This is a genomic window from Streptomyces sp. RFCAC02 (assembly GCF_004193175.1).
Taxonomy (GTDB): domain Bacteria; phylum Actinomycetota; class Actinomycetes; order Streptomycetales; family Streptomycetaceae; genus Streptomyces.
Genome location: NZ_SAUH01000001.1, coordinates 2,090,399 through 2,116,114, shown reverse-complemented (window position 1 = coordinate 2,116,114; position 25,716 = coordinate 2,090,399). Strand labels below are relative to the sequence as shown.

The window sequence follows — 25,716 nt, the reverse complement described above, 5'->3', positions numbered from 1 at the left end:
CCGCGCCGATGTTCGACAGCGTGCTGGTCGCCAACCGCGGCGAGATCGCCGTCCGCGTCATCCGTACGCTCCGCCGCCTCGGGATCGCGTCCATCGCCGTCCACAGCGACGCCGACGCCGACGCCCGCCACGTCCGGGAGGCCGACACGGCCGTCGCCATCGGGCCGGCCCGCGCGTCCGACAGCTACCTGTCGGCCTCCCGCATCGTGGCCGCCGCCCTGCAGACCGGCGCGGCGGCCGTCCACCCCGGGTACGGCTTCCTCGCCGAGAACGCCGCGTTCGCCCGCGCGGTCACGGACGCCGGCCTGGTGTTCGTCGGGCCGCCGGCCGACGCGATCGAGGCGATGGGCGACAAGATCCGCGCGAAGGAGCTGGTCGCCGCCGGGGGCGTCCCGGTCGTCCCCGGCACGAGCGGCGCCGGCCTCGCCGACGCGGCGCGCGACCCCGGCTTCCCGCTCCTGCTGAAGCCGGCGGCGGGCGGCGGCGGCAAGGGCATGCGGCTCGTGCGGGAGGCGGACCGGCTCGCGGAGGAGATCGCCGCCGCCCGCCGCGAGGCGCTCGCCGCGTTCGGGGACGACACCCTCCTCGCCGAGCGCTTCATCGACCGCCCCCGCCACATCGAGATCCAGGTCCTCGCCGACCGCCACGGCGGCGTCGTCCACCTCGGCGAGCGCGAATGCTCCCTCCAGCGCCGGCACCAGAAGATCGTCGAGGAGGCGCCGAGCCCCCTCATCGACGCGGCCACGCGCGCCGCGATGGGCGAGGCCGCCGTCCGGGCCGCCCGCAGTTGCGGCTACACGGGTGCCGGGACCGTCGAGTTCATCGTGCCGGGCGACGACCCGGCGTCGTTCTGGTTCATGGAGATGAACACGCGGCTCCAGGTCGAGCACCCCGTCACCGAGCTGACCACCGGCCTCGACCTCGTGGAGTGGCAGCTCCGGGTCGCGGCCGGCGAGCCGTTGCCCTTCGGTCAGGACGAGGCCCCCGCCGCCCGGGGCCACGCCGTCGAGGCCCGCGTCTACGCCGAGAACCCCCGGCTCGGTTTCCTGCCGTCCTCCGGCCCCGTGCTCCTGCTGCGCGAGCCCGCCGGGGAGGGCGTCCGCGTGGACGCGGGCATCGCCGAGGGCGGGCGCGTCACCACCGACTACGATCCGATGCTCGCCAAGGTCATCGCCCACGGCCCCGACCGCGCCACCGCCCTGCGCCGCCTGCGCGCCGCCCTCGCCCGTACGGCCGTCCTCGGGCTCGACACCAACACCGGCTTCCTCCGCCGCCTCCTCGCCCACCCCGACGTGGCCGCCGGCACGTTCGACACCGGCCTCATCGAACGGCAACGCGCCGCCCTCGCCCCGCCCCCCGTCCTCGACGAGGTGTACGCGGCCGCCGCGCTGCTGCGCCTCGCCGCCCTCACCCCGCCGCCCGCGCCCGGCGGCTGGACCGACCCGTTCGGCGTCCCGTCCGGGTGGCGGATGGGCGGCGACGCGGCGTGGACCGTCACCGAGGCGCGCGTCGCGGGCGGCGAGCCCGTCACCGTCCGCGTACGGCCCGGCGAGGTGCGGATCGGCGACGCCCCGCCCGTACCGGCGCGCCTCCTGCCGTCCCCGGACACCGACGGCACGCTGCGCGTCGCGTACGACGGCGTCACCCACACGTTCCACCACGCCGACGCGCCCGGCGGCCCGTGGCTCGGCCGCGACGGCGAGGCGTGGCAGGTCCACGAGCACGATCCCGTCGCCTCGGCCGGCGACGGCACGGCGGCCGGCGCCGGCAGCCTGCGGGCGCCCATGCCGGGCACCGTCACCGTCGTCCGCGCGGCGGCCGGGGAGCGGGTGCGCGCGGGGCAGAGCCTGCTCGTCGTGGAGGCGATGAAGATGGAACACGTCGTCACCGCGCCGCACGACGGGACCGTCACCGAACTGTCCGTCACCGCCGGCGCGACGGTGGCCATGGACCAGCCGCTCGCCGTCGTCACCCCCGACACCGGCACCGGCACGGAGGGAGAGCCGCCCCGATGAGCCCCGCCCCCGCATCCCTTCCGACACCCACGCCCGACCCCGCCCTGCCCGCCCGCGTCCGCGTGCACGAGGTCGGGCCGAGGGACGGCCTGCAGAACGAGCGCGCCGTCGTCCCCGTCGAGGTGAAGGCCGAGTTCATCCACCGCCTGGCCGACGCCGGTCTCACCACGATCGAGGCCACCAGCTTCGTGCGCCCCGACCGGGTCCCGCAGCTCGCGGACGCCGAGGACCTGTGGCCGCGCCTCGCCGACCTGCCGGGCGTCCGGCTGCCCGCCCTCGTGCCCAACGCGCGGGGCCTCGACCGCGCCCTCGCCCTCGGCGTCCGCGAGGTCGCCGTCTTCGCCAGCGTCACCGAGTCGTTCGCCCGGGCGAACCTGGGCCGATCCGTGGACGCGTCGCTCGACATGTTCGCGCCGGTCGTCACCCGCGCGACCGACGCCGGCGTCCCCGTGCGCGGCTACCTCTCCATGTGCTTCGGCGACCCGTGGGAGGGCGAGGTCCCGATCCCGCGCGTCGTCGCCGTCGCGCGCCGCCTCCTCGACCTGGGCTGCGCCGAACTGTCCCTCGGCGACACCATCGGCGTCGCCACCCCGGGCCGCGTCACCGCGCTCCTCGCCGCGCTGGGCGACGCCGGCATCGGCGCCGAGCGCCTCGCGGTCCACTTCCACGACACGTACGGCCAGGCCCTCGCCAACACCCTGGCCGCCCTCCGGTACGGCGTCACCACCGTCGACGCCTCCGCCGGCGGGCTCGGCGGCTGCCCGTTCGCCCGCTCGGCCACCGGCAACCTCGCGACCGAGGACCTGCTGTGGATGCTGCGCGGCCTCGGCATCGAGACCGGCGTCGACCTCGACCGGCTCACCGCCGCAAGCCTGTGGATGGCCCGTCACCTGGGCCGCCCCAGCCCCTCGCGCACCGTACGCGCGTCCGCACCCGAGGAGGCCTGACGATGCCCCTGGACCACCGTCTCAGCCCGGAGCACGAGGAACTGCGGCGGACCGTCGAGGCGTTCGCGCACGACGTCGTCGCCCCGAGGATCGCCGAGCACTACGAACGGCACACCTTCCCGTACGAGATCGTCCGCGAGATGGGGCGCATGGGCCTGTTCGGGCTGCCGTTCCCCGAGGAATGGGGCGGCATGGGCGGCGACTACCTGGCGCTGTGCCTGGCCCTGGAGGAACTCGCGCGCGTGGACTCGTCCATCGCCATCACCCTGGAGGCGGGCGTGTCGCTGGGCGCGATGCCGCTGTACCGCTTCGGCACGCCCGAACAGAAACGGACCTGGCTGCCGCGGCTGTGCAGCGGGGAGATCCTCGGCGCGTTCGGCCTGACCGAGCCGGACTGCGGCTCCGACGCCGGCGGCACCCGCACCACGGCCGTACGGGACGGCGACACGTGGGTCATCAACGGCAACAAGAGCTTCATCACCAACTCGGGCACCGACATCACCGGGCTCGTCACCGTCACCGCCCGCACGGGCGGCCCCGGCGGGCCGATCTCGGCCTTCGTCGTCCCGGCCGGCACGCCGGGGCTCACCGTCGCGCCCGCGTACTCCAAGGTCGGCTGGAACGCGTCGGACACCCACGGCCTGTCCCTGACGGACGTCCGCGTCCCGGCGGACAGCCTCCTCGGCGAGGAGGGCCGGGGGTACGCGCAGTTCCTCCGCGTCCTGGACGAGGGCCGGGTCGCGATCGCCGCGCTGGCGACCGGCCTGGCCCAGGGCTGCGTGGACGAGTCGGTGCGCTACGCGCGGGAGCGCGCGGCGTTCGGCCGTCCGATCGCGGCCCACCAGGCGATCCAGTTCAAACTGGCCGACATGGAGGCGCGCGCCCACACCTCGCGCGCCGCCTGGCGCGACGCGGCCGCCCGCCTGCTGGCGGGCGAGCCGTTCAAGAAGGCGGCGGCGATCGCGAAACTCCACGCCTCCGACGCGGCCGTCACCAACGCGCGCGAGGCGACCCAGATCCACGGCGGCTACGGCTTCATGAACGAGTACCCGGTGGCCCGCATGTGGCGCGACGCCAAGATCCTCGAAATCGGCGAGGGCACGAGCGAGGTGCAACGGATGGTGATTGCGCGCGAGTTGGGACTGGCATACGCTGCGTGACGTAGCAGTCGAACGCTGGCCCATGGGGGGGAATCGGCGTGTCAGCACCCGCTCAGGAGCCGGGGCCGGGCGCCCCGGACCTCGCCGTCGACGACACCGCTCTCCGGGCCGTCGAGGAGACGGCGTCCGAGCTGAGCCGTGTATCCGGCATCGGCACCCAGGCGTCCGGCAGCACGTACGAGGCGGTGCAGGACCTCCGGGCCGCCGGACTCTCCTCGGGGGACGCGCTGCACCACACGATGTGGCGCTCCACGCAGCAGGCCCTCAATCTCGGCCGCGACTGCTCCGCGATCGCCGGACACCTCGGCGGCACCGGGACCGCGTTCAGCGGCCTCGACGGCGAGATCGGCGCGGAGCTGAGGGATCCCGGCCGGGCTCCGACCAGTTCGCACGATGCGCAACGCCTCGCCGCAGGCGGCCCGTTCCCGTCAGCCGCAACCCGGAGGCCGCCACCGAGTTCTTCAACGAGACGGAACCGCAGGACAACGCGCGGTACCTCCTGCAGGACCGCGTCTACGACATCAACGACACGACCCAGGAGGGCGGCACGGAGGCCGCCTACGGGGCACTGTCCGACGCACTGACGGCCGCGACGACGGGCATCGATCCGAACAACCCGGCGACCTTCTCCGCAGCCCACCACCCGGCCCAGGTGACCGCACTGAGCCGCGCCACGGAATTCCTCTCGGGAATGGGCGACGACTTCCCGGAGGAACTCCGGGAACCGATGGCCCAAATCCTGATCAACCAGGGAGCCGCCGTGCACGAATCGGCGTCAGACCTGGACAACACGGCGCCCATCGACCCGTACCAGCTCTTCAACGTGGTCGAACAGATATCGCGGAGCGAGGAATCGTACGCGGTGCCGGGCCAGGGCATGCACCAGGTGCTGGCCGATTCCATGGACGACACGACTACCTACGAGGGGCTTCACCTGAATCCGGAGGACACGTTGCATCGCGCCGGACGTACCGTGGGTTTCCTGGAGCAGGCCAGATATGAGGCCATCGCGGAGCAGGCCAGGGATGACCTGGACAGCAGCATCAGGATCGCGAGGATCGAGAACGCCGCCATCAACGCGACCCTGCGGTTCGTTCCCTACGCGGGTAAGTACGTGGCTCCGAGCAGCTCCGTGATAGCCGGCGAGTGGCTGAGCGACGAGATCCACTCCATCGAGGAGAACTGGTCCCTGTCCGATCACGCAGTGAGTGATCTCAGGAAAAGCCAGTTGGTCGAACTGGCCAATATCTGGTATGCCGCCCATGGCGACTTCGCTGACTCCACGCCCGGGTTCTCGGCGAATGACGGAGCGGTGCACGAGATCAATGACGCGGCTGACATGGCCCGGGGCACGAGTGAAGGGGAACCTCAGCGGTGATGGCATGGGCAACTGGGAGAGGGCGGTTCGCCGGAGTTCTCTCGTTGGGGTTGGCGTCACTCCTCGTGGGATGCGGGGCGGAAGGGCAGGATTACACGGTGCCCGAGACCGTGTGCGGTGCGTCTGTCGATGGTGATGTGTTGTTGCCGTTGCTTCCCGGTGGCAGTGAGTTCTTCGAGGAGGAGAGGACCACCGCCATGGGTGACCGATACGAGGTCTGCGGTGTCGGGGTCGATGACCGGCTCGTTCTCGGTTTCGATCTGTTCCCCTACTCCGAAGGCGGGGATCCGGTCGAGACCGTGCAGGCTCACGCGCGTGACGTTGTCGAGACGATCGACATAGCCGGGAACAGTGCCGCCATCTGGAGCGACGGTGTCATGACGTTCATCCGGTGTCGTGCCGAGGAGACACAGGAAGGCGGGCCATATATCAGCCTCGAGATCTCGGCGCACCGGAATGTCGTGGTGATCGAGGATGACGCGGAGCGTCAGCGGGCACTCGAAGCGTTCGCCGAGAGTTATGTCGCCGGGGTCGAGGAAGCGCGCGGCTGCGACGTCTGAGCGGGTGTCAGCCCGAGGCCGATTCCGGGTCGACCGGGTCCTGCGGGGCGCCGTCGCCCGTGGCGGGGAGGTCGCCGCGCTCGACCGGTTCCGTCGTCGTCGCTTCGGGCAGGACGGCCGTCAGTTCCGCGTCGTCCGCTTGGTGGGCCGCCGTCAGCGCCGTGCGCAGTGTGCCGGTGTCCGCGTCGGACTCCGTGGCCGCCACCGACACGAGGTGCGTGCCGTCCAGCCGGGAGAGGGTGCGCGTGCCGTCCTCCGTCGTGACCAGCCAGGCGCCGTCCTCGTCCGCCTCGCACGCGGCGCTCATGTCGCCCGCCGCCGCCCGCAGGGCCGGGCACGGGTCGCCGTCCGCCGCCGTGTCGGGCGCGTGGTCCACCATGAGGTGCAGGACCGCGCCGCCGTCGTCCGTGTAGCTGCTCTGGAAACCGTCCGCGTTGAGCGGGCCGACCGACTGGACGGCCAGGGTGAAGCCGGGCGCCTCCGTCACGTACACCATGTCCACGGTCGTCTCCAGCGCAAGGGCGCGCTCGACCAGCTCCTCGTGCGGCGCGGCGTCGGCGGCGGTGTCCGCCGCGGGGGTGCCGTCGTCGGCGGGCTCGTCGCCGCAGGCGGTCAGGCACAGCGGCAACAGCGGTGCGGCGGCCAGCAGAAGGGCCGCGCGGCGGCCGGTGCGTGTCATGCCGTCATCCTCCCCGACGCGCCTCCGTCACCAGACGGCAGGCCCGCGCGTACGCCCGCACCAGTGGGCGCGTGTCGTCCGCGCGCCACGCCAGGGCCAGGCGGCACGGCGAAAGGCCCGTCACCGGCCGGGTCACGACGCCGCCGCGGGTGAGCAGTGGCGCGTTGCCCTCGGCGAGGAGGACGACGCCCCGGCCGTCCACCAGGGCCTCGTACGTCTCGTCGGGACCCGACACGACCGCGCCGACGCGGACCGGCCGGCCCGCCCGTTCCTCCGTCGCGAGCCAGAAGTCGCGCAGCCCGCCGGCCGCCTCGGGCAGGGCGAGGAACGGCTCGTCCCACAGGTCGGCGCACGCGAGCCGCTCCCGCGCCGCGAGCGGGTGCCCCTCCGGCAGGGCGACGAGCCGGGGCTCTTCGGCCACCACGAGCCACGCGTACCTGGCCGGATCGCGCAGGGGCAGCCAGACGAACGCCAGGTCGCTCCCGCCGTCGGCGAGCCCCGCCGTGCCGTCCTCCCACCCCACCTGCCGCAGGCGCAGCTCCGCGCCCGGGTGCTCCGCCGTGAACCGCGACCGCACGGCCGGCAGCAGCCCGCCGCGGCCGGGTCCGGTCGACATGCCGATCACGACCGTCGCGCGCTGCGCCGCCCTGGCCTCCTCCACGGCCGCTGCCGCCGCGTCCCACACATCCAGGAGACGCCGCGCGTGCGGCAGCAGGGCCTCCCCGGCCCCGGTCAGCCGGACGCCGCCCGGCTCGCGCAGGAAGAGCGGCGCGCCGAGCTGCCGCTCCAGGGCGCGGATCTGTTTGCTGAGGGCCGGCTGCGACACGTACAGCCGGGCGGCCGCCCGCGTGAAGTGCAGCTCGTCGGCGACCGCGACGAAGTACCGGAGGTCCCGCCCGTGCACGTCCATGCCCGATGGTTATCACCGCAGGTATTGGACCGGCAAGAGCCGCCGGGCGGAGAGTGGAGCACGCGACGGGGACGCCGTCGCCCACCGCGCGGGGAGCGCGCAGCACCGATCGGGGAACCATCGTGGACAAGGTCTGGCTCGTCACCGGCGCGACCAGCGGCTTCGGCCGCGCCATCACCGAGGCGGCCGTCGCCGCCGGCGACGTCGTGGTCGCCACCGCCCGCCGCCCCGCGGCCCTGGGCGACCTGGTCGCCGCCCACCCCGACCGGGTGGAGGCCCTTCCGCTCGACGTGACGGACGCGGCGGCCGTCACCGAGACCGTCGCCGGCGTCGTCGCCCGCCACGGCCGGATCGACGTGCTCGTGAACAACGCCGGCCGCACCCACGTCGGCGCCTTCGAGGAGACGACGCAGGAGGAGCTGCGCGACCTCTTCGAGGTCCATGTCTTCGGCCCCGCCGCCCTCACCAGGGCCGTGCTGCCCCACATGCGGGAGCGTCGCTCCGGTGCGATCGTCCAGCTCAGCAGCTTCGGCGGGCAGACATCGTTCGCCGGCTTCGCCGCGTACAGCGCGACGAAGTTCGCCCTGGAGGGCATGTCCGTCGCGCTGGCCGACGAGGTGCGCGACCTCGGCATCACCGTGCTCGTCGTGGAGCCCGGCGCGTTCCGCACCGGACTGTTCGCGAACGGGAGCACCAGCACGCCGCTGCCCGCGTACGAGGCGAAGGTCGGCCCCACCCGCCGCATGGTCGAGACCGGGGACGGCACCCAGCCGGGCGACCCCGCCAAGGCCGCCGCCGCGATCCTCGCCGCCCTCGACGCCGACCGCCCGCCCCTGCGACTGCCCCTCGGCGGCGACGGTGTCGACGCGATCCTCGCCCACCTCGACACGACCCGCGCCGAGCTGCACGCCTGGGAGAAAGTGGCCCGCGCCACCGCTTTCGACGCCTGACCGACACGCCGCTGCCCGATATCGGGCAGGAATGTTGCGAAAGTGGGTCCGGGTCCGCACTATCGAGAGGTGCTCGAACGCCGTACGCCGCTCCATGACGACCTCGTGGACCACCTGGTGCGCAGCACACCGCTCTCGCGCGGTGAGGCTGCCCGGGTGGTTCTCGACGTTCTGGCGTACTTCGACGAGTCACCCGAGGAATTCGTACGGAGACGCCATCGCGAGCTGCGGGCCGCCGGACTGACCAACGAGGTCATCTTCGAACGCATCGCGCAGGAGCTGCCCCGCCGGGCGGTGGCGCCGCCACCGCTGTCGCTGCGGCAGCTCCGGCGGATCGTGTACGGATAGCAAACGGACAGCCGGCCCCACGGGCCGCGGGAGGAACGTCTATGTGTGGAATCGTCGGTTACATCGGCAAACGGGATGTGGCGCCGCTCCTGCTGGAAGGGCTCCAGCGCCTGGAGTACCGGGGCTACGACTCGGCCGGTGTCGCGATCCATAGCAGCGGGAAGAACGGCGGTCTCAAGGTCGTCAAGAACGCCGGCCGCGTCCGCGAGCTGGAGGCGAAGATCCCCGCCCGCTTCGCCGGGACGGCGGGCATCGCCCACACCCGGTGGGCCACCCACGGCGCCCCCAACGACATGAACGCCCACCCGCACGTCGACGCGCTCGGCGAGGTCGCCGTCGTCCACAACGGCATCATCGACAACTCGGCCGAGCTGCGCGCCAAGCTGGCCGCCGACGGCGTGGAGCTGGCCTCGGAGACCGACACCGAGGTCCTCGCCCACCTCGTCGCCCGCGCCCAGGCCGACACGCTGGAGGACAAGGTCCGCGAGGCCCTGCGCCACATCGAGGGCACCTACGGCATCGCCGTCCTGCACGCCGCCTTCCCCGACCGGATCGTCGTCGCCCGCAACGGCTCGCCGGTCGTCCTCGGCATCGGCGAGAAGGAGATGTTCGTCGCCTCCGACGTGGCCGCCCTGGTCAGCCACACCCGGCAGGTCATCACGCTGGACGACGGCGAGATGGCCACCCTGAAGGCCGACGACTACCGCACCTTCACCACGGACGGCAGCCGTACCGCCACCTCCCCGACCACCGTCGAGTGGGAGGCCGAGAGCTGGGACATGGGCGGCCACGACACGTACATGCACAAGGAGATCGCCGAGCAGGCCGAGGCGGTGGACCGGGTGCTGCGCGGCCGGATCGACGACCGGTTCGCGACGGTGCGTCTCGGCGGCCTGAACCTGGACCCCCGGGCCGCCCGCGCCGTCCGCCGCGTCAAGATCCTCGGCTGCGGCTCCGCCTACCACGCCGGCCAGATCGGCGCGCAGCTCATCGAGGAACTGGCCCGCATCCCGGCCGACGCGGAGCCGGCGAGCGAGTTCCGCTACCGCAACGCCGTCGTGGACCCCGACACGCTCTACATCGCGACGAGCCAGTCCGGCGAGACGTACGACACCCTCGCGGCCGTGCAGGAGCTGAAGCGCAAGGGCGCCATGGTCCTCGGTGTCGTCAACGTGGTGGGCAGCGCCATCGCCCGCGAGACGGACGGCGGCATCTACGTCCACGCCGGCCCCGAGGTGTGCGTCGTGTCCACGAAGTGCTTCACCAACACCGCCGTGGCCTTCGCCCTGCTCGCGCTGCACCTCGGCCGCATCCGGGACCTGTCGGTCGCCGACGGCCGGCGCATCATCGAGGGCCTGCGGAAGCTGCCGGAGCAGATCGGCGAGATCCTGCGCGGCGAGGAGCGGATCGCGAAGCTTGCCGCGGAGCTGGCGGAGGCCAGGAGCATGCTGTTCGTGGGGCGGGTGCGGGGCTTCCCGGTCGCGAAGGAGGCGTCCCTGAAGCTCAAGGAGGTCTCCTACATCCACGCCGAGGCGTACCCGGCGTCCGAGCTGAAGCACGGCCCGCTGGCGCTGATCGAGCCGGCCGTGCCGACCGTCGCGATCATCCCGAACGACGAACTCGTCGACAAGAACCGCGCCACCCTGGAGGAGATCAAGGCCCGCAGCGGCCGGATCATCGCGGTCGCGCACGAGGAACAGGCCAAGGCCGACGACACGCTCGTCGTGCCGTGCAACGAGCCGGAGCTCGACCCCATCCTCATGGGCATCCCGCTCCAGCTCCTGGCGTACCACACGGCCCTCGCCCTCGGCCGGGACATCGACAAGCCCCGCAACCTGGCGAAGTCCGTCACCGTCGAGTGAGCTGACGGGCGCCGGACGGACGGCGGCCCCCGGGAAGCGCGTGCCACCATACGCGCGCCCGGGGGCCGCCCTGTGCGCCGGCGTCGCCCATTACGCCGGCTCGGATAAGCCGCGACCGGGTCCGTCACCTCCCGGCCGGCGGCCCAAAGCGATAACCGGTACCGGTTCTGTCGAGCCGCTGACCCTCTTATGCCCATCACAAACGCACAATCCACCTGCGGGGGCCGACAAATTCGGTGAATGCTCGGTGCGCCCCGCGCGAGGACCCCGCCCGGCGGGCACGCCCGACCGCCCCGCCCGTCCGGGGGAGGGGCGGCGCGCGGCCGGGGGCGGCCCGGAGACCTGCCGTTACGGGATGACGATCACGGGCCGCCGCGCCCTGCGCGCGAGCCGCCCCGACACGGAGCCGAACAGCCGGCCGAGCAGGCCGTGCGTCGTGCCGACGACGATCGCGTCCGCCGCGAACTCGTGGCCGACGTCCTCCAGCTCGTGGCAGATGTCCCCGCCACGCTCCAGGAGCAGCCACGGCACGTCGGACAGGTGCTCGGCGCAGGCCAGCTCGAGCCCCAGGACCTCGGTGCGGTGGTCGGGCACGTCGATCAGGGCGGGCGGCTCGCAGCCGGCCCAGACGGTGGTGGGCAGCCGGTTCGCCACATGGACGATGATCAGACCGCAGGAGGAGCGCCTGGCCATGCCGATGGCATACGCCAGGGCGCGCTCGCTCGACGTCGAGCCGTCGAACCCGACGACCACCCCGTGCTGGAACGCGGGATCGCGCGGCGAGCACGAGTCCGCCCCCGGATCGGGCGAGGTGAAGGGATCGACGACGCGCCTGCGATCCGCTGGTTCGGGGAACTCGTATCCAGCCATCGGGAGCCTCAGCGGTGAGTCAGTGAGGAAACCTCGTGTGTGCCGATGAAGGTGGGACGCGGCGAAACGGAGAACATTCTTCTCACTTCCACTGGTTCCACCTCCCAGGGTACGGCGTTGGATACCTCGTGCCCAGGGCCGATGAGCCCAACCCCGGACCGCGGCTCCGGACCGTGACCGAGCAGCATGCCGCACGTCCCCCGGCGACGCAAACCTTTCGGGTACGCCGCGACACGGGCGCTGTCCGAGCGTGACCGTGCGCCGGGGGCGCCGCCGCACCGCGCGCGCCATGACCCCCCGGCCTGCGCCTATGCGCCGGGCACGCGCCCCCGGGGCGGGAACGCCGCCGCCGGCGGTCGCCGCGGTGGCTCCGAGTGCCTGCCCGCCCCTGCGTTTTTCGGCCAACTTCCGCAGGTCCGCCGCACCGTGCGCACCCGTCCGGGCAACACCCGGGGCATGCCCGGCACATGGGGCACGCACGCCCGTCCGGGCCATCCCGGGGCCGCACGCGGCCGGCCGGCGGGGAGAGGCCCACTTCCCCCAACTCGCTGTCCGTGTAACGCTTCCGATCGATTGCTTCGCGCCACGTTGTCATGTCGATTTAGCGCCGAGTGATGAACTTGTCCCGCCGACCCCGCCCGACACAGTAGATTCGATCTTGGCAATCACGTCGGGGGAAACGTGCAGGACCGAGAGGATGCGACGACCGAGGGAACTAGGGAACTGAGGAGCATGAGCCAGGACCCAACGCACGGCCCCGAGCCAGCCGTCAAGCTCGCTGCCCGACGCCGCCGCGAAGTCGTCGCGGTGCTGCTGTTCAGCGGCAGTCCCATGTTCGAAAGCTCCATCCCGCTGTCCGTCTTCGGCGTCGACCGCCAGGACGCCGGGGTGCCGCGCTACCGGCTGCTCGCCTGCGCGGGAGAAGAGGGGCCGCTGCGCACCACCGGCGGCCTGGAACTGCGCGCCCCGTACGGCCTCAGCGCGGTCGCGCGGGCCGGCACCGTCATCGTTCCCGCCTGGCGGTCGATCACCGGGCCGCCCCCGGCCGCCGCCCTGGCGGCCCTGCGGCGCGCGCACAGCGAGGGCGCCCGCATCGTCGGTCTGTGCACGGGGGCGTTCGCCCTCGGCGCCGCCGGCCTGCTGGACGGCCGCCCGGCCACCACGCACTGGATGTACGCCCCCACGCTCGCCAAGCGCTACCCGTCGGTCCACGTGGACCCGAGGGAGCTGTTCGTCGACGACGGCGACATCCTGACGTCGGCCGGCACCGCCGCCGGGATCGACCTGTGCCTGCACATAGTGCGCCAGGACCACGGCGCCGAGGCGGCCGCCGCGCTGGCCCGGCGCCTGGTGCTGCCCCCGCGCCGCGGCAACGGCACCGGCGACCAGGACCGCCACCGGCACCTCGATCGGTCTTTACCCGAGGACATCGGCGCCGACCCGCTGGCCGAGGTCGTCGCGTGGGCGCTGGAGCACCTGCACGAGCAGTTCGACGTGGAGACGCTCGCCGCCCGCGCGTACATGAGCCGGCGCACGTTCGACCGCCGTTTCAGGTCGCTGACGGGCAGCGCGCCGCTCCAGTGGCTGATCACGCAGCGCGTGCTCCAGGCGCAGCGGCTCCTCGAGGTCTCCGACTACTCGGTGGACGAGGTCGCGGGCCGCTGCGGCTTCCGGTCCCCGGTGGCGCTGCGCGGGCACTTCCGCCGGCAGCTCGGGGCCTCGCCCGCGGCCTACCGGGCGGCGTACCGCGCGCGCCAGCAGGACGCGGCCGGCGCGCGCGGCAAGCCGGGGCACGAGGCGTTCGCCGCCCGTGTCCCGGGGCAGCGCACCCGCCCCCCGGCGTGACGGCCCCGCCGCGCGGGCGGCGGGGCGCGGACGCGGCGGACCGGGCGACCGGCCCGTCGCGTTCCGCGACGTAAGGTTGTTCGCATGAACGACCGCATGGTGTGGATCGACTGCGAGATGACGGGGCTCTCCCTGACCGACGACGCGCTGATCGAGGTGGCGGCGCTGGTCACCGACTCGGAGCTGAACGTGCTCGGTGAAGGGGTGGACGTCGTCATCCGCCCGCCCGACGCCGCGCTCCGCTCGATGCCGGAGGTCGTCAGGACCATGCACACGGCCTCCGGGCTGCTGGACGAGCTCGCGGACGGCACGACCCTCGCGGAGGCCGAGGAGCGGGTCCTCGCCTATGTCCGCGAGCACGCCCCGGAGGCGGGCAAGACCCCGCTGTGCGGCAACACGATCGGCACCGACCGCGGCTTCCTCGCCCGGGACATGCCGCGGCTCGAATCGCACCTCCACTACCGTGTGATCGATGTCTCATCGGTGAAGGAGCTGGCCCGCCGCTGGTACCCGAGGGCGTACTTCAACAGCCCCGAGAAGGGCGGCAACCACCGCGCGCTCGCGGACATCCGCGAGTCCATCGCGGAGCTGCGCTACTACCGCGAGACCGTCTTCGTGCCCCAGCCAGGACCCGATTCGGACACGGCCCGCCGCATCGCCGCCGAGCACGTCGTCCGCTGACGCGGGCGGTGCCGGGGAGCGGAGCGAGCGGCCCCGGGAACCCTGTACACTCGTGACCGGTCGCTGCGGCGACAGATGGTGGGCGTAGCTCAGTTGGTAGAGCACCTGGTTGTGGTCCAGGTGGCCGCGGGTTCAAGTCCCGTCGCTCACCCCGAGGATGAAGGCCCTCACCCGGAAGCCGGGTGAGGGCCTTCATCATGTGCGGGGGCCGGCCCCGTCCTCAGAGGGCCGGCGCGGTGGACCGCTGGCGGGGCACGGCGTGGCGCGGCGGGCTGATCAGCGTGATCTGCCGCACGATCTGGTGGAACGCCAGCAGCGCCGACACGGGGGGCAGGCCCGCGACACCGATGGAGATCAGGTCCGCCGGCGCCTGCGCGACGCACAGCGCCACCGCGATGCCGGAGAAGAGGACGACCACGGCCCACGAGTGCAGGGACTTCCGCTGGTGCAGGGCGGCGCGGAGGATCGACAGGGAGGCGACGAGCCAGGGGCCGTAGATCAGCAGCGGCCACCAGGCGGTGAGGGTCTGGGAGGCGCCCGGTGCCGCGGCGGCGCGCAGCGGCTCGTACGAGATGAGGCCGCCCAGCACGCTGAGCATGGCCATCAGCGCGGTCGCGGCAGCGGCGGTCAGGAGGCTCGCCCAGCGCAGCCAGCGGACCCGCGCGGTCGGCGTGTCCCACTGGAAGCGGTGCCGTCGCCTGCGGTGCCGTGCGGTGACCGGGGCGCGGGGGCACGGCGGGTCGATCGGGGTCTGGAGGAGTTCGGAAAGACGGGTGGTGTCGTCGAGGACGTCCCAGTCGGGCGAGTCGGTCCTCAGTTCCGGGGGGATCAGCAGATTCGTTTCCGCGTCGTGCAGCATCGGTACGTCATCTCCGTCTCGGTGGTGTCACAAGCCATCAACGACACGTTTGGACCGGTGGATGTGATGCATTGGGGTGACATGGCGCGGGGGAGTGGGTGTCGTGGCGACTGATTGACCCCGCGAGCGGGTAGGGCGGCGTGCCCCGCGCTGGGTATGTCCGGACGTAGGATCGTCGGCCCGGCGTCGGCCGTCCGGGGGAAGGGAGTGGGGGAGACATGGACATCGCGGACCTCGGCGAGCTGTGGGACCGGGTCACCGGCACCCAGTCCGCGCCCGAACGGTGGCTCGTCGTGGCCGCCGCCGTCGTCGCCTGTGCCGCCGTCCTGCCCGTCGGCGTCTGGCGCTGGACCCGCGCCACCATCACGATCGCCCACGAGGGCGGGCACGGCCTGGTGGCCCTCCTCACCGGCCGCACGCTCCAGGGCATCCGGCTGCACTCCGACACCTCCGGCCTCACCGTCTCCCGCGGCCGGCCCACCGGCGTCGGCATGGCCCTCACCGCGGCGGCCGGCTACACCGCGCCCTCGCTGCTCGGCCTCGGTGGCGCGTTCCTGCTGGCCGCCGGGCGCACGACGGCGCTCCTGTGGGGCGCGACCGCCCTGCTCCTCGCGCTCCTCGTGATGGTTCGCAACGCTTACGGAGCGCTCACCGTCGTCGTCACCTGCGCCGTCTTCCTCCTCGTGTCCTGGCTCACCGGACCGGACGTGCAGGCGGCGTTCGCGTACGTCGTGGTGTGGTTCCTGCTGATCGGCGGCGTCCGGCCCGTCCTCGAACTGCAGGGGAAACGGGGCAGGGGCGCGGCCCCCGACTCGGACGCCGACCAGCTCGCCCGCCTCACCCGGGTCCCCGCGCTGCTGTGGGTGCTGCTCTTCCTCCTCGTCGCCGCCGCGTCACTCTTCGCAGGCGGCAGCCGGCTGCTGGCGCTCTGACGCCGGGCACGCTCGGAGGGGCGGGGCCGGCCGCGCACTAGAGTGAGGGGCATGACCGACCAGCACAGCGAAACCCTCGCACTTTGGCCCGCGCCGTCCGCCCCCGGCGCGGTCGACGCCACCGTGACGGTGCCCGGATCGAAGTCGGTCACCAATCGCGCCCTGATCCTGGCGGCCCTCGCCGCCGACCCCTCGTGGCTGCGCCGGCCCCTCCGCTCCCGGGACACGCTGCTGATGGCCGACGCCCTGCGGTCGCTCGGCATCGGCATCGAGGAGACGGTCGCTTCGAACACCGCAGTCTCCGGGATGCCGAGCGGCCGCGGCGAGGCGTGGCGCGTCATTCCGGCCACCCCGCAGGCCCCCGTGACCGTGGACGTCGGCAACGCGGGCACGGTCATGCGGTTCCTGCCGCCGCTCGCGGCCCTGGCCGAGGGCGCCGTCCACTTCGACGGCGACCCGCGCTCGCACATCCGGCCGCTCGGCGCGCTCATCGAGGCGCTCAGGGCGCTCGGCGCCCGCATCGACGACGGCGGCCGGGGCGCGCTCCCGATGACGGTGCACGGCGCCGGCTCCCTCGACGGCGGGTACGTCGAGGTGGACGCCTCGTCGTCGTCCCAGTTCATCAGCGCGCTGCTGCTGTCGGGACCCCGCTTCAACCAGGGCGTCGAGGTCCGGCACACCGGCGGGAGGCTGCCGTCCCTGCCGCACATCCGGATGACCGTCGACATGCTGCGCACGGCCGGCGCGCAGGTGGACGCCCCGGACTCCGGCGGCGAGCCGGACATCTGGCGCGTCACCCCGGGCGCGCTCCTCGGCCGCGACCTGGTCATCGAGCCCGACCTGTCGAACGCGCAGCCGTTCCTCGCCGCCGCCCTCGTCACCGGCGGGCGCGTCACGATCCCCGACTGGCCCGTCCGCACGACGCAGGCGGGGGACGCGCTGCGGGACATCTTCACCCGCATGGGTGGCGTCTGCGTCCTGGACGACCGCGGGCTGACCCTCACCGGCAGCGGCCGGGTCCACGGCATCGACGCCGACCTGAGCGAGGTCGGCGAGCTGACGCCCGGCATCGCCGCCGTGGCCGCCCTCGCCGAGGGCGAGTCGGTGCTGCGCGGCGTCGCGCACCTGCGGCTGCACGAGACGGACCGCCTGGCCGCGCTCACCAAGGAGATCAACGCCCTCGGCGGCGACGTCACCGAGACCGAGGACGGGCTCCGCATCCGGCCGCGCCCGCTGCGCGGCGGCGTGTTCCACACCTACGAGGACCACCGGCTCGCCACCGCGGCCGCCGTCCTCGGCCTCGTCGTGAAGGACGTCGAGGTCGAGAACGTCGCGACCACCGGCAAGACCATGCCGGACTTCCCCGACCTGTGGCAGCGCATGCTCGACGGGGACGCGGCCTAGGCACGGGCGGGCCGCGATGCGCCGCTACGGCAAGAACCCCGACGAGGACGACATCCGCGTCCGCCCCAGCCGCCGGGGCAGCAGGCCGCGCACACAGCGCCGGCCCGCGCACGAGGACGCGGAGGCCGGCCTCGTCCTGACCGTGGACCGGGGGCGGGTCACCTGCCTCGTGGACGACCGCACGGTCACCGCGATGAAGGCCCGCGAACTGGGGCGCAAGAGCGTCGTCGTCGGGGACCGGGTGGCGGTCGTCGGGGACCTGTCGGGCCGCAAGGACACGCTGGCGCGCGTCGTGCGCGTGGAGGAGCGGTCGTCGGCGCTGCGCCGCACGGCCGACGACGACGACCCGTTCGAGCGCGTGGTCGTCGCCAACGCCGACCAGCTCGCCATCGTGACGGCCCTCGCCGACCCGGAGCCGAGGCCACGGCTGATCGACCGCTGTCTCGTCGCGGCGTACGACGCGGGGCTCGACCCGCTGCTGATCCTCACGAAGGCGGACCTGGCGCCGCCCGCCACGCTGCTGGACACGTACGCGCCCCTGGGCATCCGGCACGTGGTGACGAGCGCCGAGGAGTTCGACACGGGCGGCGAGGCCACGACGGCCGTCGCGCGGGTGCGGGAGCTGCTCGCCGGCCGTACGACGGCGTTCGTCGGGCACAGCGGCGTCGGGAAGACGACCCTGGTGAACGCGCTGGTCCCGGAGCGGCGGCGCGCCACCGGCGAGGTGAACGCGGTGACGGGCCGGGGCCGCCACACGACGGTGTCGGCGCTGGCGCTGCCGCTGCCGGGGATGCCGGGCTGGGTCATCGACACGCCGGGGGTCCGGTCGTTCGGCCTGCACCACGTGGACCCGTCACGGGTGATCCACGCCTTCCCCGACCTCGAACCGGGGACGGCGGAGTGCCCGCGCGCGTGCAGCCACGACGAGCCGGACTGCGCGCTCGACGCCTGGGTGGCCGACGGTCACGCGGATCCGGCGCGCCTGCACTCGCTGCGCCGCCTGCTGTCCACGCGCGAACGCCGCGAGGGCGACTGACCGGCGGCGCGGCCGGCCGTGAGCCGGGTCACCGGGCGCCGTCGTCGCGGTGCTCGGCGAGGAGGGCGAAGCCGGGGCGGTCCACCGGTGCCGCGGTGGCCGAGAGGACGACCGCCCCCGTGCCCGCCGCGCGGTCGAGCCCCAGCCAGGAACGGAAGCCGCCCGTGCCGCCGTTGTGCCAGGTGACCGGCCGGCCGCGCACGGACAGGGTGATCCAGGCGGCACCGATCCCGGCGCCCCTGCCGAACGGGGCGACCGGGTCGAGCGCGGCGGTCCCCGGGGCCGTGCCGTCGAGCAGGGCGGCCGTGAGACGGGCCATGCCGGTGATGGAGGCCCGGACGCCGCCCGCGGGACCGAGCGCCTCACCGGTCCACGGCTGCCTGGGTCGGCCCCGCCGGCTGCGGCCGGGCAGCGCGCCGGGGGCGAGCCCGTCGGCCGTCGCGGGGACGTGGAGGCGGTCGATGCCGAGCGGAGTGGTCAGGCGGCGGTCGAGCAGTTCGGCGTAGGTCGTGCCGGCGGCGCGGGCGAGGGCGTGACCGAGCAGTTCGAACCCGAGGTTGGAGTAGCGGGGGCGCGGCTCGCCCAGGGGAACGGTCCTGGCCTGGTCGAGGAGTTGCCCGAGGCTCTCGCCGTAGGGGTTCGTGCCGTGCCGCCACAGGGCGAAGGCGCGCCGCCACGGGTGGGCGGACTTGGGGAGCCTCGGCAGGCCCGACCGGTGGGTGCTCAGGGAGCGCAGCGTCACTCCGGCGGCCGGGGCGTCGCCGAGCGGGAGCAGGTCCCCGAGTGTCGATTCCGCACCGATCTCGCCGCGTGCCAGCGCTTCGGCGTACAGCAGCCCGGTGATGCCCTTGGATATCGAGCCGATCTCGAAGTCGGCGTCGAGAGGGGCGCCGAGGCCGGCCGTCGTGGTGCCCCGGGGGGTGACGACGGCCGCGGCGGCGACCGGATGCCGCGGACCCAGCAGCGTCCCGAGCCGCGCGGCGAGCCGTTCATCGCCGTGGCGCACCGGCGTCACGACCGGCCGCCGAACGGCCGCCGCGCACCGTGCTTCTTGTGGACGGCCTGCTCGGTGACGCCCAGGCGACATGTCCGGCGTACCGGGACGGCTCCGGCGTGCTCCGTCTCGGCCCTGAGCCGCGCCACGCCGGCCGGCCCCACCAGCGGATCGTCGTCGGCCACCGATGCGGCGGCCCGGGTCGACTGTCGGACATCCATGCGGTCAACTCTGGCTGACCGCGGGCCTGCTGGTCGAGGGGGAGGCGGTGGAGGCGATCGTGATGGAGCGGGGGTCCGCGGTCAGGGAGGCGCGCAGGTCCGGGCCGGACATGATGCACGGGAACGGCGTTGCCCGCCATCACGGCCAGGGCGCCCGGGGTGGCCTCCTCACGCGTCCGGCGGATCCCAGCCATCGGGGACACCGGATCGCCCGTGAAATACCGACGATCGGATGATCCGTCGAACGGCGGGACGGGTGGTGCCGCGCGTCCGGCGGCGCTGCCGGGATACTGGGGGGCATGCCCGAGTACCACGATGATCTGCGCCTCGCCCATGTCCTCGCCGACGCCGCCGACGCCGCGACCATGGAGCGCTTCAAGGCCCTCGACCTCAAGGTCGAGACCAAGCCGGACCTGACGCCGGTCACCGAGGCCGACCGGGCCGCCGAGGAGTTGATCCGCTCCGCGCTGCACCGGGCACGCCCCCGGGACGCGGTGCTGGGGGAGGAGTTCGGCAGCGAGGGCACCGGCCCGCGCCGCTGGATCATCGACCCGATCGACGGCACCAAGAACTACGTGCGCGGCGTCCCCGTGTGGGCGACCCTCATCGCCCTCGTCGAGCGCGGCGAGGCCGGTGACCGGCCGGTCGTCGGCATCGTCTCCGCCCCCGCGCTCGGCCGCCGCTGGTGGGCCGAGACCGGCGCCGGCGCCTACACGGGACGCAGCCTCTCCTCCGCGACCCGGCTCCAGGTGTCGCGCGTGGCCAAGCTGGACGACGCGTCCTTCTCGTACTCGTCCCTCAGCGGATGGCAGGAACGCAACCGGCTCGGCGCCTTCCTCGACCTGACGCGCGCCTGCTGGCGGACGCGGGCCTACGGCGACTTCTGGTCGTACATGATGGTCGCCGAGGGCGCCGTCGACGCGTGCGCGGAACCCGAACTGTCGCTGTGGGACATGGCGGCGCCGTCGATCGTCGTGCAGGAGGCGGGCGGCCGCTTCACCGGCCTCGACGGTGTGGACGGGCCGTTCGGCGCCGACGCCGTGGCGTCCAACGGACTGCTCCACGACGAGGTGCTGCGCCACCTCGGCACCTGACGCGGGCCGCGCACAACGAACAGGCCCGGGGCGGCCGGTGTCACCATCACGTGTGACACCGGCCGCCCCGGGCTTTACGGCAAGCCGCGCTCGGCGGCCCCCGCCGGGGTGGGCGTGGGCTCAGCCGCGGAGGGCCTGGACCGCGACCTGGAGCCGCTTGCCGTAGTCCTCGTCCGCCTTGCGGAAGTTCTCGATGGCCCGCTCGGCGATGTCCTCACGGGAGACCTGGGCGATGCTGCCGGCCAGGTTCGCGATCAGACGCTCCTTCTCGTCCTCCGTCATGAGGCGGTACAGGTTGCCCGCCTGGACGAAGTCGTTGTCCTCGGCGTGCAGCGGCGTCGGGTGGTCGCCCGTGCCGCCCTGGACGGGGACGGACTCCCACAGCGGGCGGTCGGTCTGCACCGGGCCGCCGAAGCTGTTGGGCTCGTAGTTCTTCGCGCCGCCGTGCCGGCCGTCGTACATGAAGCCGTCACGGCCGTGGGTGCGGGCCTCGGTGGCGTGCGGGCGGTTCACCGGCAGGTGGTCGGCGTTGATGCCGACGCGGTAGCGGTGGGCGTCGCCGTACGCGAAGAGGCGGCCCTGGAGCATCTTGTCGGGCGAGGGGCCGATGCCCGGCACGAAGTGGTGCGGGGAGAAGATCGACTGCTCGACCTCGGCGAAGACGTTCTCCGGGTTGCGGTTCAGCTCCAGCTTGCCGATGGTGATCGGCGGGTAGTCCGCGTGCGGCCACACCTTGGTGAGGTCGAACGGGTTGAACCGGTACGTGGCCGCGTCCGCCGCCGGCATGATCTGGACCTGCACCGTCCAGCTCGGGAACTCGCCGCGCTCGATGGCCTCGCGCAGGTCGCGCTGGTGGCTGTCGGGGTCCTTGCCCGCCAGGACCTCGGCCTGGTCGGCCGGCAGGTTCTTGATGCCCTGGTCCGTCTTGAAGTGGTACTTGACCCAGAACGCCTCGCCGGCCTCGTTCGTCCACTGGAAGGTGTGGGAGCCGAAGCCGTCCATGTGGCGGTAGGTCGCGGGGATGCCGCGGTCACCGAACAGCCACGTCACCTGGTGCACCGACTCCGGCGACAGGCTCCAGAAGTCCCAGACGTTGTCCGCCTCCTGCGAGCCCGTGTACGGGTCGCGCTTCTGGGTGTGGATGAAGTCCGGGAACTTGATGGCGTCACGGATGAAGAAGACGGGCGTGTTGTTGCCGACGAGGTCGTAGTTGCCCTCCTCGGTGTAGAACTTCAGCGCGAAGCCGCGCGGGTCGCGCACCGCGTCGGCGGCGCCGAGGTTGCCCGCGACCGTGGAGAAGCGCAGGAAGACCTCGGTCTCCTTGCCGACCGCCGAGAGGAACTTCGCCCGCGTGTACGGCGTGACGTCGGCGGTGACGGTGAAGGTGCCGTACGCGCCGGCGCCCCGCGCGTGCACGACGCGCTCCGGGATGCGCTCCCGGTTGAAGCGGGCGAGCTTCTCGATCAGGAGCTGGTCCTGGATCAGCACCGGGCCGCCCGGTCCTGCGGTCTGGCTCTGCTGGTTGTCCGCGACGGGGGCACCCGACTCGGTGGTGAGCGGGCCCGCTGCGATCTGGTCGGTCATTTACCTGTCACGCCCTTCAAGCTCTTACAGGTCTCGTGCGCCGGCCGGCCGGACCATCGCGGGTGGCCGTCGCGTGAAACCGATCCTATATTGGACAATATCTAAGTCAAGACGACTGCTGGAATCGTACCGGGTCATTGGGCAAACCGGACGTCACGGCTAGGGTGGACGACATGAGTGACCTCCTTGAGCGACTGCGGGAACGCGGCTGGCGGCTGACCGCCCAGCGGCGGGTCATCGCCGAGGTGCTGGACGGCGAGCACATCCATTTCACGGCGGACGAGGTCCACGCGCGGGCCGTCCGGCGGCTCCCGGAGATCTCCCGGGCGTCCGTCTACAACACGCTCGGCGAGCTGGTGGCGCTCGGCGAGATCATCGAGGTCACGACCGAGGGCGGCCGCGCCAAGCGGTACGACCCCAACGCCCACCAGCCCCACCAGCACCTCGTGTGCTCGGCCTGCGGCACCATGCGTGACGTCCACCTCACGAGTGACCCGATGGCGTCCCTCCCCGAGGGGGAACGATTCGGCTTCACCGTCTCCGACGTCACCGTCACGTACTACGGCCGCTGCCCGTCGTGCGCCGCGGAGGCGTGAGGGCCGCCGACCCGATTTGCACCGACGGCGAGGCGCGGGCTATGGTTGAGACACAACGACGCGGGGTGGAGCAGCTCGGTAGCTCGCTGGGCTCATAACCCAGAGGTCGCAGGTTCAAATCCTGTCCCCGCTACTCGAAGACGAAGGCCCTGATCCGGTTTCCGGATCAGGGCCTTCGTGCTGCCCGTGTCCAGGGGGCCGCCGGTGCGGCGGTTCGTCCGGGGAGGGCAGAATCATCCCATGGACGCTACTCTCCAGTACCTTCTCGACCTGCTCGATCTCGAACGCATCGAGGTCGACATCTTCCGGGGCGCGAGCCACGCGTCCGTGATCCCCCGGGTCTTCGGCGGGCAGGTCGCCGCGCAGTCCCTCGTCGCGGCCTGCCGCACCGTCCCCGAGGAGCGGCTCCCGCACTCCCTGCACTCGTACTTCCTGCGGCCGGGCGACCCGGGCGCGCCCATCGTCTACACCGTGGACCGCATCCGCGACGGCCGCTCGTTCACGACGCGCCGGGTCGTGGCCGTGCAGCACGGGCAGGCGATCTTCCACCTGTCCGCGTCGTTCCAGCAGGCCGAGGACGGCCTCGACCACCAGGTGGAGATGCCCGAGGCGCCGGACCCGGAGGGGCTGCCGACGGCCGAGGAACTGCTGCCCCGCTACGCCGACCGGTTCTGGGACCCGGGCGTCGTGGACCTGCTGCTGGAGGCCCGCAAGGCGATCGACCTGCGGTACGTCGCCGACCCGCCGTTCGCGACGCCGGGCACGCCCAGGGAGGCGCGGTCACAGGTGTGGTTCCGCCTCGACGGGAAGCTGCCCGCCGAGCACGACACCCCCGTCACGCACCTGGTCCTCGGCACCTACGTGTCGGACATGAACCTGCTGGACTCCGTCCTGCTCGCCCACGGCCGGGGCGGCTGGATGACCGGGGACATCGTGGGGGCGAGCCTGGACCACGCGATGTGGTTCCACCGCCCGTTCCGCGCGGACGAGTGGCTGCTGTACGACACGGACTCGCCGACGTCACAGGGCGGCCGCGGCCTGGCCCACGGCCGGATCTTCACCCGCGACGGACGGCTCGCCGTGTCCGTGATGCAGGAGGGCCTGATGCGGGTCCCACGCTCCCTGGGCTGACCCCGCCGGCGGGCCGGAGGCGGAGCCGGCCCGTCGGCCGCCTCCGCCGGGGCGCGCGCCTCGCGTTCCTACCCGGCGGAGTCGTGGGGGGAGAGGTCCAGCAGGAGATAGCTGCGATGCTCCCGCCCACCTGCCGAACGAGCGGTGAGGACGTGTACGTCGGCTGTCACGCGCCGTTCCGCGTGTGCGGCGAGCAGGGAGGTCACCTCGTGCTTGGGTGCACGGATGACGATGACCGATCCCTCCGCTTCGATCTCGATGGAACCGCGCAGCTTGCTTCCGCCCACGACGGTACCGGTCAGGCGATCGGTGGCGTCTTCCATATGCGCGCTGCTGAGGACCGTCCGACAACGTTCGGCGCTGCGCGAAGTGAAGGTGGACCTGCGTGAACTCGCGCCGGTCTCCCAGTTGAGCGTGGCGTTCGTGCCGTGGGAGGCGAGCACGTCGGACAGTTCGGACAGATGCTTCATCGCACGGCGGCCCAGGGGCAGAGCGGATTCAAGTACCGCGTCTTCCGCGCCGTCCCCGATGCTCGCGCGGTCGGCCACATCAAGGATTCTGTGCATGGCCCGGTCGAGGACCGTGTCGCCGTCCACGCCGGGGATCTCGGCCTGGCCCTGTTCCGGGCCACTCGCCAGGACCATGCCGTAGGAGGAGGCGAACACCGCGCCGGAGAACAGCCGGGTCTTTCTCTGGATCTCCTTCGGGATGGGGCCGAACTCACGAGTCGGACGCAGCTCGTCCAAGGCGTACGCGATCGACTGGACGGCGTTCTGCAGTGCGCGCAGCCAGTCCCCCAGCAGAGCGGACTCCACCTGATGGGCACGGACGCCTTCGCCGTCGAGAGAGAAACGCAGCACGGGGTGGCCCGGGGCATGCTCCGCTGATCCCCCGGAGAGCGAGCGTGCCAGTTTGCGCAGCTGTGCCGACCTGAGCTCGGACAGGGACCGGGGAGCAGGCCCGCCCGTCGGATTGGCCCGCCGCGCCGCGAGCCAGGAACGCATGGCTTGCGGGTCCGTGATGTCGGGCAGTTCGTGGGGGGAGCTCATAGCGCCACCTCCACGTAGCCTCTGCGCCGACTCGGGCTGTCGCGATGTCTCTGCCAGATCTCATCGTAGAGGCCGAGCGCTTCGAATACTTCACTGTCCTGCGGGGCCATGGCCCCGAGCACTCCGAGGTCCTGGAACTCCTTGGTCGCGGGCAGGCGCAGTATGTAGGCATCGATGCGCATGCCGTGCTTCACGCACCACTCCCGATCGCCGAGATTGGCCAGGTCCGCGAGATCGTCCGGTTCAGTGACCGCTCCGTACGCTTCCGGGGCGATCAGGTAGGTCAGGTCGATGTCGCCGGGGTCATGCTTCCCGCTCACGAAACTGCCAGCCAGCCAGATGCGGCTCACTGAACCGAACACACACTCGATCAATGCCCGGTGTGTGCACAACTCATGCCAGAGACCCGGCCGCGTGGCCGAGCCCCGATAGATGTCTGCCCGGACGAAAGCACCTTCGGCCTCATCCCAGGTCATGGGGAAACGGCCGGGCGGCGGGCACTGTGTGACCGGATCGAAGGGCGGGGCGGGGGGCATGTGGCTCCAGGGGCATCCGGGTGACGCCAGCACTCTATGTGATCATGTCGATACGTGTCAGCCCGGTAGTGGGAT

Annotated in this window: 26 protein-coding genes and 2 tRNA genes; 18 read left to right on the top strand and 10 right to left on the bottom strand. The window is 72.8% G+C overall.

Features of this window, described 5'->3' with window-relative positions; all coding sequences use genetic code 11:
- The first annotated feature begins 8 nt into the window (after window positions 1-8).
- From EMA09_RS09630 to EMA09_RS09620, 3 genes are read left to right on the top strand one after another with little or no spacing between them, the layout of a single operon-like run.
- Window positions 9-2,015 carry a biotin carboxylase N-terminal domain-containing protein gene (locus EMA09_RS09630; RefSeq protein WP_129840653.1) on the top strand — a complete coding sequence of 669 codons (2,007 nt, stop codon included), beginning with the start codon at window positions 9-11 and terminating at the stop codon, window positions 2,013-2,015.
- A complete protein-coding gene (locus tag EMA09_RS09625) occupies window positions 2,012-2,962 on the top strand; it encodes a hydroxymethylglutaryl-CoA lyase (RefSeq protein ID WP_129840652.1) in 951 nt (316 codons plus the stop codon). The genes EMA09_RS09630 and EMA09_RS09625 overlap by 4 nt, the downstream gene beginning before the upstream one ends.
- 2 nt (window positions 2,963-2,964) lie before the next feature.
- Window positions 2,965-4,122 (top strand): acyl-CoA dehydrogenase family protein, encoded by a 1,158-nt coding sequence (locus EMA09_RS09620; RefSeq protein WP_129840651.1) that lies wholly within the window; start codon window positions 2,965-2,967, stop codon window positions 4,120-4,122.
- A 41-nt stretch (window positions 4,123-4,163) separates the two neighbouring features.
- Here the strand turns inward: EMA09_RS09620 and EMA09_RS09615 are convergent, their stop codons facing one another.
- On the bottom strand, window positions 4,164-4,358 hold the full coding sequence (locus tag EMA09_RS09615; protein ID WP_129840650.1) for a hypothetical protein: 195 nt from the start codon (window positions 4,356-4,358) through the stop codon (window positions 4,164-4,166).
- Between the two features lie 5 nt (window positions 4,359-4,363).
- Between EMA09_RS09615 and EMA09_RS09610 the strand changes: the two genes are divergently transcribed.
- Complete coding sequence (locus EMA09_RS09610; RefSeq protein ID WP_129840649.1) at window positions 4,364-5,500, top strand: hypothetical protein; 1,137 nt, start codon at window positions 4,364-4,366, stop codon at window positions 5,498-5,500.
- A gap of 98 nt (window positions 5,501-5,598) precedes the next feature.
- The gene (locus EMA09_RS09605; RefSeq protein ID WP_129840648.1) at window positions 5,599-6,060 is read left to right on the top strand and encodes a hypothetical protein; all 462 of its coding nucleotides are present in this window, start codon (window positions 5,599-5,601) and stop codon (window positions 6,058-6,060) included.
- 7 nt (window positions 6,061-6,067) lie between these two features.
- Here the strand turns inward: EMA09_RS09605 and EMA09_RS09600 are convergent, their stop codons facing one another.
- Together EMA09_RS09600 and EMA09_RS09595 are read right to left on the bottom strand one after the other, a co-directional pair.
- The gene (locus EMA09_RS09600; RefSeq protein ID WP_129840647.1) at window positions 6,068-6,739 is read right to left on the bottom strand and encodes a hypothetical protein; all 672 of its coding nucleotides are present in this window, start codon (window positions 6,737-6,739) and stop codon (window positions 6,068-6,070) included.
- A gap of 4 nt (window positions 6,740-6,743) precedes the next feature.
- Window positions 6,744-7,649: a LysR substrate-binding domain-containing protein gene (locus tag EMA09_RS09595; protein ID WP_129840646.1), complete on the bottom strand. Its 906-nt coding sequence runs from the start codon at window positions 7,647-7,649 to the stop codon at window positions 6,744-6,746.
- Between the two features lie 122 nt (window positions 7,650-7,771).
- Here EMA09_RS09595 and EMA09_RS09590 point away from each other — a divergent pair, with 122 nt between their 5' ends.
- The 3 genes from EMA09_RS09590 to glmS all read left to right on the top strand — a co-directional run bounded on the left by EMA09_RS09590 (window position 7,772) and on the right by glmS (window position 10,809).
- On the top strand, window positions 7,772-8,599 hold the full coding sequence (locus EMA09_RS09590) for an oxidoreductase (RefSeq protein ID WP_129840645.1): 828 nt from the start codon (window positions 7,772-7,774) through the stop codon (window positions 8,597-8,599).
- A gap of 69 nt (window positions 8,600-8,668) precedes the next feature.
- A complete protein-coding gene (locus EMA09_RS09585; protein WP_129840644.1) occupies window positions 8,669-8,947 on the top strand; it encodes a hypothetical protein in 279 nt (92 codons plus the stop codon).
- Window positions 8,948-8,988: 41 nt separating this feature from the next.
- Window positions 8,989-10,809 (top strand): glutamine--fructose-6-phosphate transaminase (isomerizing), encoded by a 1,821-nt coding sequence (glmS, locus tag EMA09_RS09580; protein WP_129840643.1) that lies wholly within the window; start codon window positions 8,989-8,991, stop codon window positions 10,807-10,809.
- Window positions 10,810-11,157: 348 nt separating this feature from the next.
- On the opposite strand, the gene EMA09_RS09575 is transcribed toward glmS, so the two are convergent.
- On the bottom strand, window positions 11,158-11,679 hold the full coding sequence (locus EMA09_RS09575; protein ID WP_129840642.1) for a universal stress protein: 522 nt from the start codon (window positions 11,677-11,679) through the stop codon (window positions 11,158-11,160).
- Between the two features lie 732 nt (window positions 11,680-12,411).
- On the opposite strand from EMA09_RS09575, the gene EMA09_RS09570 reads away from it, so the two are divergent.
- The 3 genes from EMA09_RS09570 (at window position 12,412) to EMA09_RS09560 (ending at window position 14,356) form a co-directional block, all read left to right on the top strand.
- Window positions 12,412-13,524 carry a helix-turn-helix domain-containing protein gene (locus EMA09_RS09570; protein WP_129840641.1) on the top strand — a complete coding sequence of 371 codons (1,113 nt, stop codon included), beginning with the start codon at window positions 12,412-12,414 and terminating at the stop codon, window positions 13,522-13,524.
- A gap of 84 nt (window positions 13,525-13,608) precedes the next feature.
- Window positions 13,609-14,205 carry an oligoribonuclease gene (orn, locus tag EMA09_RS09565; protein WP_129840640.1) on the top strand — a complete coding sequence of 199 codons (597 nt, stop codon included), beginning with the start codon at window positions 13,609-13,611 and terminating at the stop codon, window positions 14,203-14,205.
- A 78-nt stretch (window positions 14,206-14,283) separates the two neighbouring features.
- Window positions 14,284-14,356 (top strand) — tRNA-His (locus tag EMA09_RS09560).
- A gap of 69 nt (window positions 14,357-14,425) precedes the next feature.
- Here the strand turns inward: EMA09_RS09560 and EMA09_RS09555 are convergent.
- Window positions 14,426-15,064 (bottom strand): DUF2637 domain-containing protein, encoded by a 639-nt coding sequence (locus EMA09_RS09555; protein WP_129840639.1) that lies wholly within the window; start codon window positions 15,062-15,064, stop codon window positions 14,426-14,428.
- 218 nt (window positions 15,065-15,282) lie between these two features.
- On the opposite strand from EMA09_RS09555, the gene EMA09_RS09550 reads away from it, so the two are divergent.
- The 3 genes from EMA09_RS09550 to rsgA are packed head-to-tail and all read left to right on the top strand — an operon-like array spanning window position 15,283 to window position 18,436.
- Entirely contained in the window at window positions 15,283-15,996 is a 714-nt protein-coding gene (locus tag EMA09_RS09550; protein ID WP_129840638.1) for a M50 family metallopeptidase, read from the top strand.
- Between the two features lie 51 nt (window positions 15,997-16,047).
- On the top strand, window positions 16,048-17,400 hold the full coding sequence (aroA, locus tag EMA09_RS09545) for a 3-phosphoshikimate 1-carboxyvinyltransferase (protein ID WP_129840637.1): 1,353 nt from the start codon (window positions 16,048-16,050) through the stop codon (window positions 17,398-17,400).
- Between the two features lie 16 nt (window positions 17,401-17,416).
- On the top strand, window positions 17,417-18,436 hold the full coding sequence (rsgA, locus tag EMA09_RS09540) for a ribosome small subunit-dependent GTPase A (protein ID WP_129840636.1): 1,020 nt from the start codon (window positions 17,417-17,419) through the stop codon (window positions 18,434-18,436).
- A gap of 28 nt (window positions 18,437-18,464) precedes the next feature.
- Here the strand turns inward: rsgA and EMA09_RS09535 are convergent, their stop codons facing one another.
- Both EMA09_RS09535 and EMA09_RS09530 read right to left on the bottom strand, forming a co-directional pair.
- Window positions 18,465-19,442 (bottom strand): beta-lactamase family protein, encoded by a 978-nt coding sequence (locus EMA09_RS09535; protein WP_240796327.1) that lies wholly within the window; start codon window positions 19,440-19,442, stop codon window positions 18,465-18,467.
- A 5-nt stretch (window positions 19,443-19,447) separates the two neighbouring features.
- Window positions 19,448-19,651, bottom strand: a complete 204-nt coding sequence (locus EMA09_RS09530; protein WP_129840634.1) for a hypothetical protein — start codon at window positions 19,649-19,651, stop codon at window positions 19,448-19,450.
- Window positions 19,652-19,950: 299 nt separating this feature from the next.
- Between EMA09_RS09530 and hisN the strand changes: the two genes are divergently transcribed.
- Window positions 19,951-20,745 carry a histidinol-phosphatase gene (gene hisN, locus EMA09_RS09525; RefSeq protein ID WP_129840633.1) on the top strand — a complete coding sequence of 265 codons (795 nt, stop codon included), beginning with the start codon at window positions 19,951-19,953 and terminating at the stop codon, window positions 20,743-20,745.
- Window positions 20,746-20,865: 120 nt separating this feature from the next.
- Here hisN and EMA09_RS09520 read toward each other — a convergent pair whose 3' ends face one another.
- Window positions 20,866-22,317 (bottom strand): catalase, encoded by a 1,452-nt coding sequence (locus EMA09_RS09520; protein ID WP_129843939.1) that lies wholly within the window; start codon window positions 22,315-22,317, stop codon window positions 20,866-20,868.
- A 185-nt stretch (window positions 22,318-22,502) separates the two neighbouring features.
- Here EMA09_RS09520 and EMA09_RS09515 point away from each other — a divergent pair, with 185 nt between their 5' ends.
- The 3 genes from EMA09_RS09515 (at window position 22,503) to EMA09_RS09505 (ending at window position 24,056) form a co-directional block, all read left to right on the top strand.
- Complete coding sequence (locus tag EMA09_RS09515) at window positions 22,503-22,925, top strand: Fur family transcriptional regulator (protein ID WP_129840632.1); 423 nt, start codon at window positions 22,503-22,505, stop codon at window positions 22,923-22,925.
- 59 nt (window positions 22,926-22,984) lie between these two features.
- Window positions 22,985-23,058 (top strand) — tRNA-Met (locus EMA09_RS09510).
- A 107-nt stretch (window positions 23,059-23,165) separates the two neighbouring features.
- Entirely contained in the window at window positions 23,166-24,056 is an 891-nt protein-coding gene (locus EMA09_RS09505; RefSeq protein ID WP_129840631.1) for an acyl-CoA thioesterase II, read from the top strand.
- A 68-nt stretch (window positions 24,057-24,124) separates the two neighbouring features.
- Here EMA09_RS09505 and EMA09_RS09500 read toward each other — a convergent pair whose 3' ends face one another.
- Together EMA09_RS09500 and EMA09_RS09495 are read right to left on the bottom strand one after the other, a co-directional pair.
- The gene (locus tag EMA09_RS09500) at window positions 24,125-25,105 is read right to left on the bottom strand and encodes a hypothetical protein (RefSeq protein WP_129840630.1); all 981 of its coding nucleotides are present in this window, start codon (window positions 25,103-25,105) and stop codon (window positions 24,125-24,127) included.
- A complete protein-coding gene (locus EMA09_RS09495) occupies window positions 25,102-25,581 on the bottom strand; it encodes a hypothetical protein (protein WP_129840629.1) in 480 nt (159 codons plus the stop codon). Before EMA09_RS09495 ends, EMA09_RS09500 begins: the two co-directional genes overlap by 4 nt.
- Window positions 25,582-25,716 lie beyond the last annotated feature (135 nt).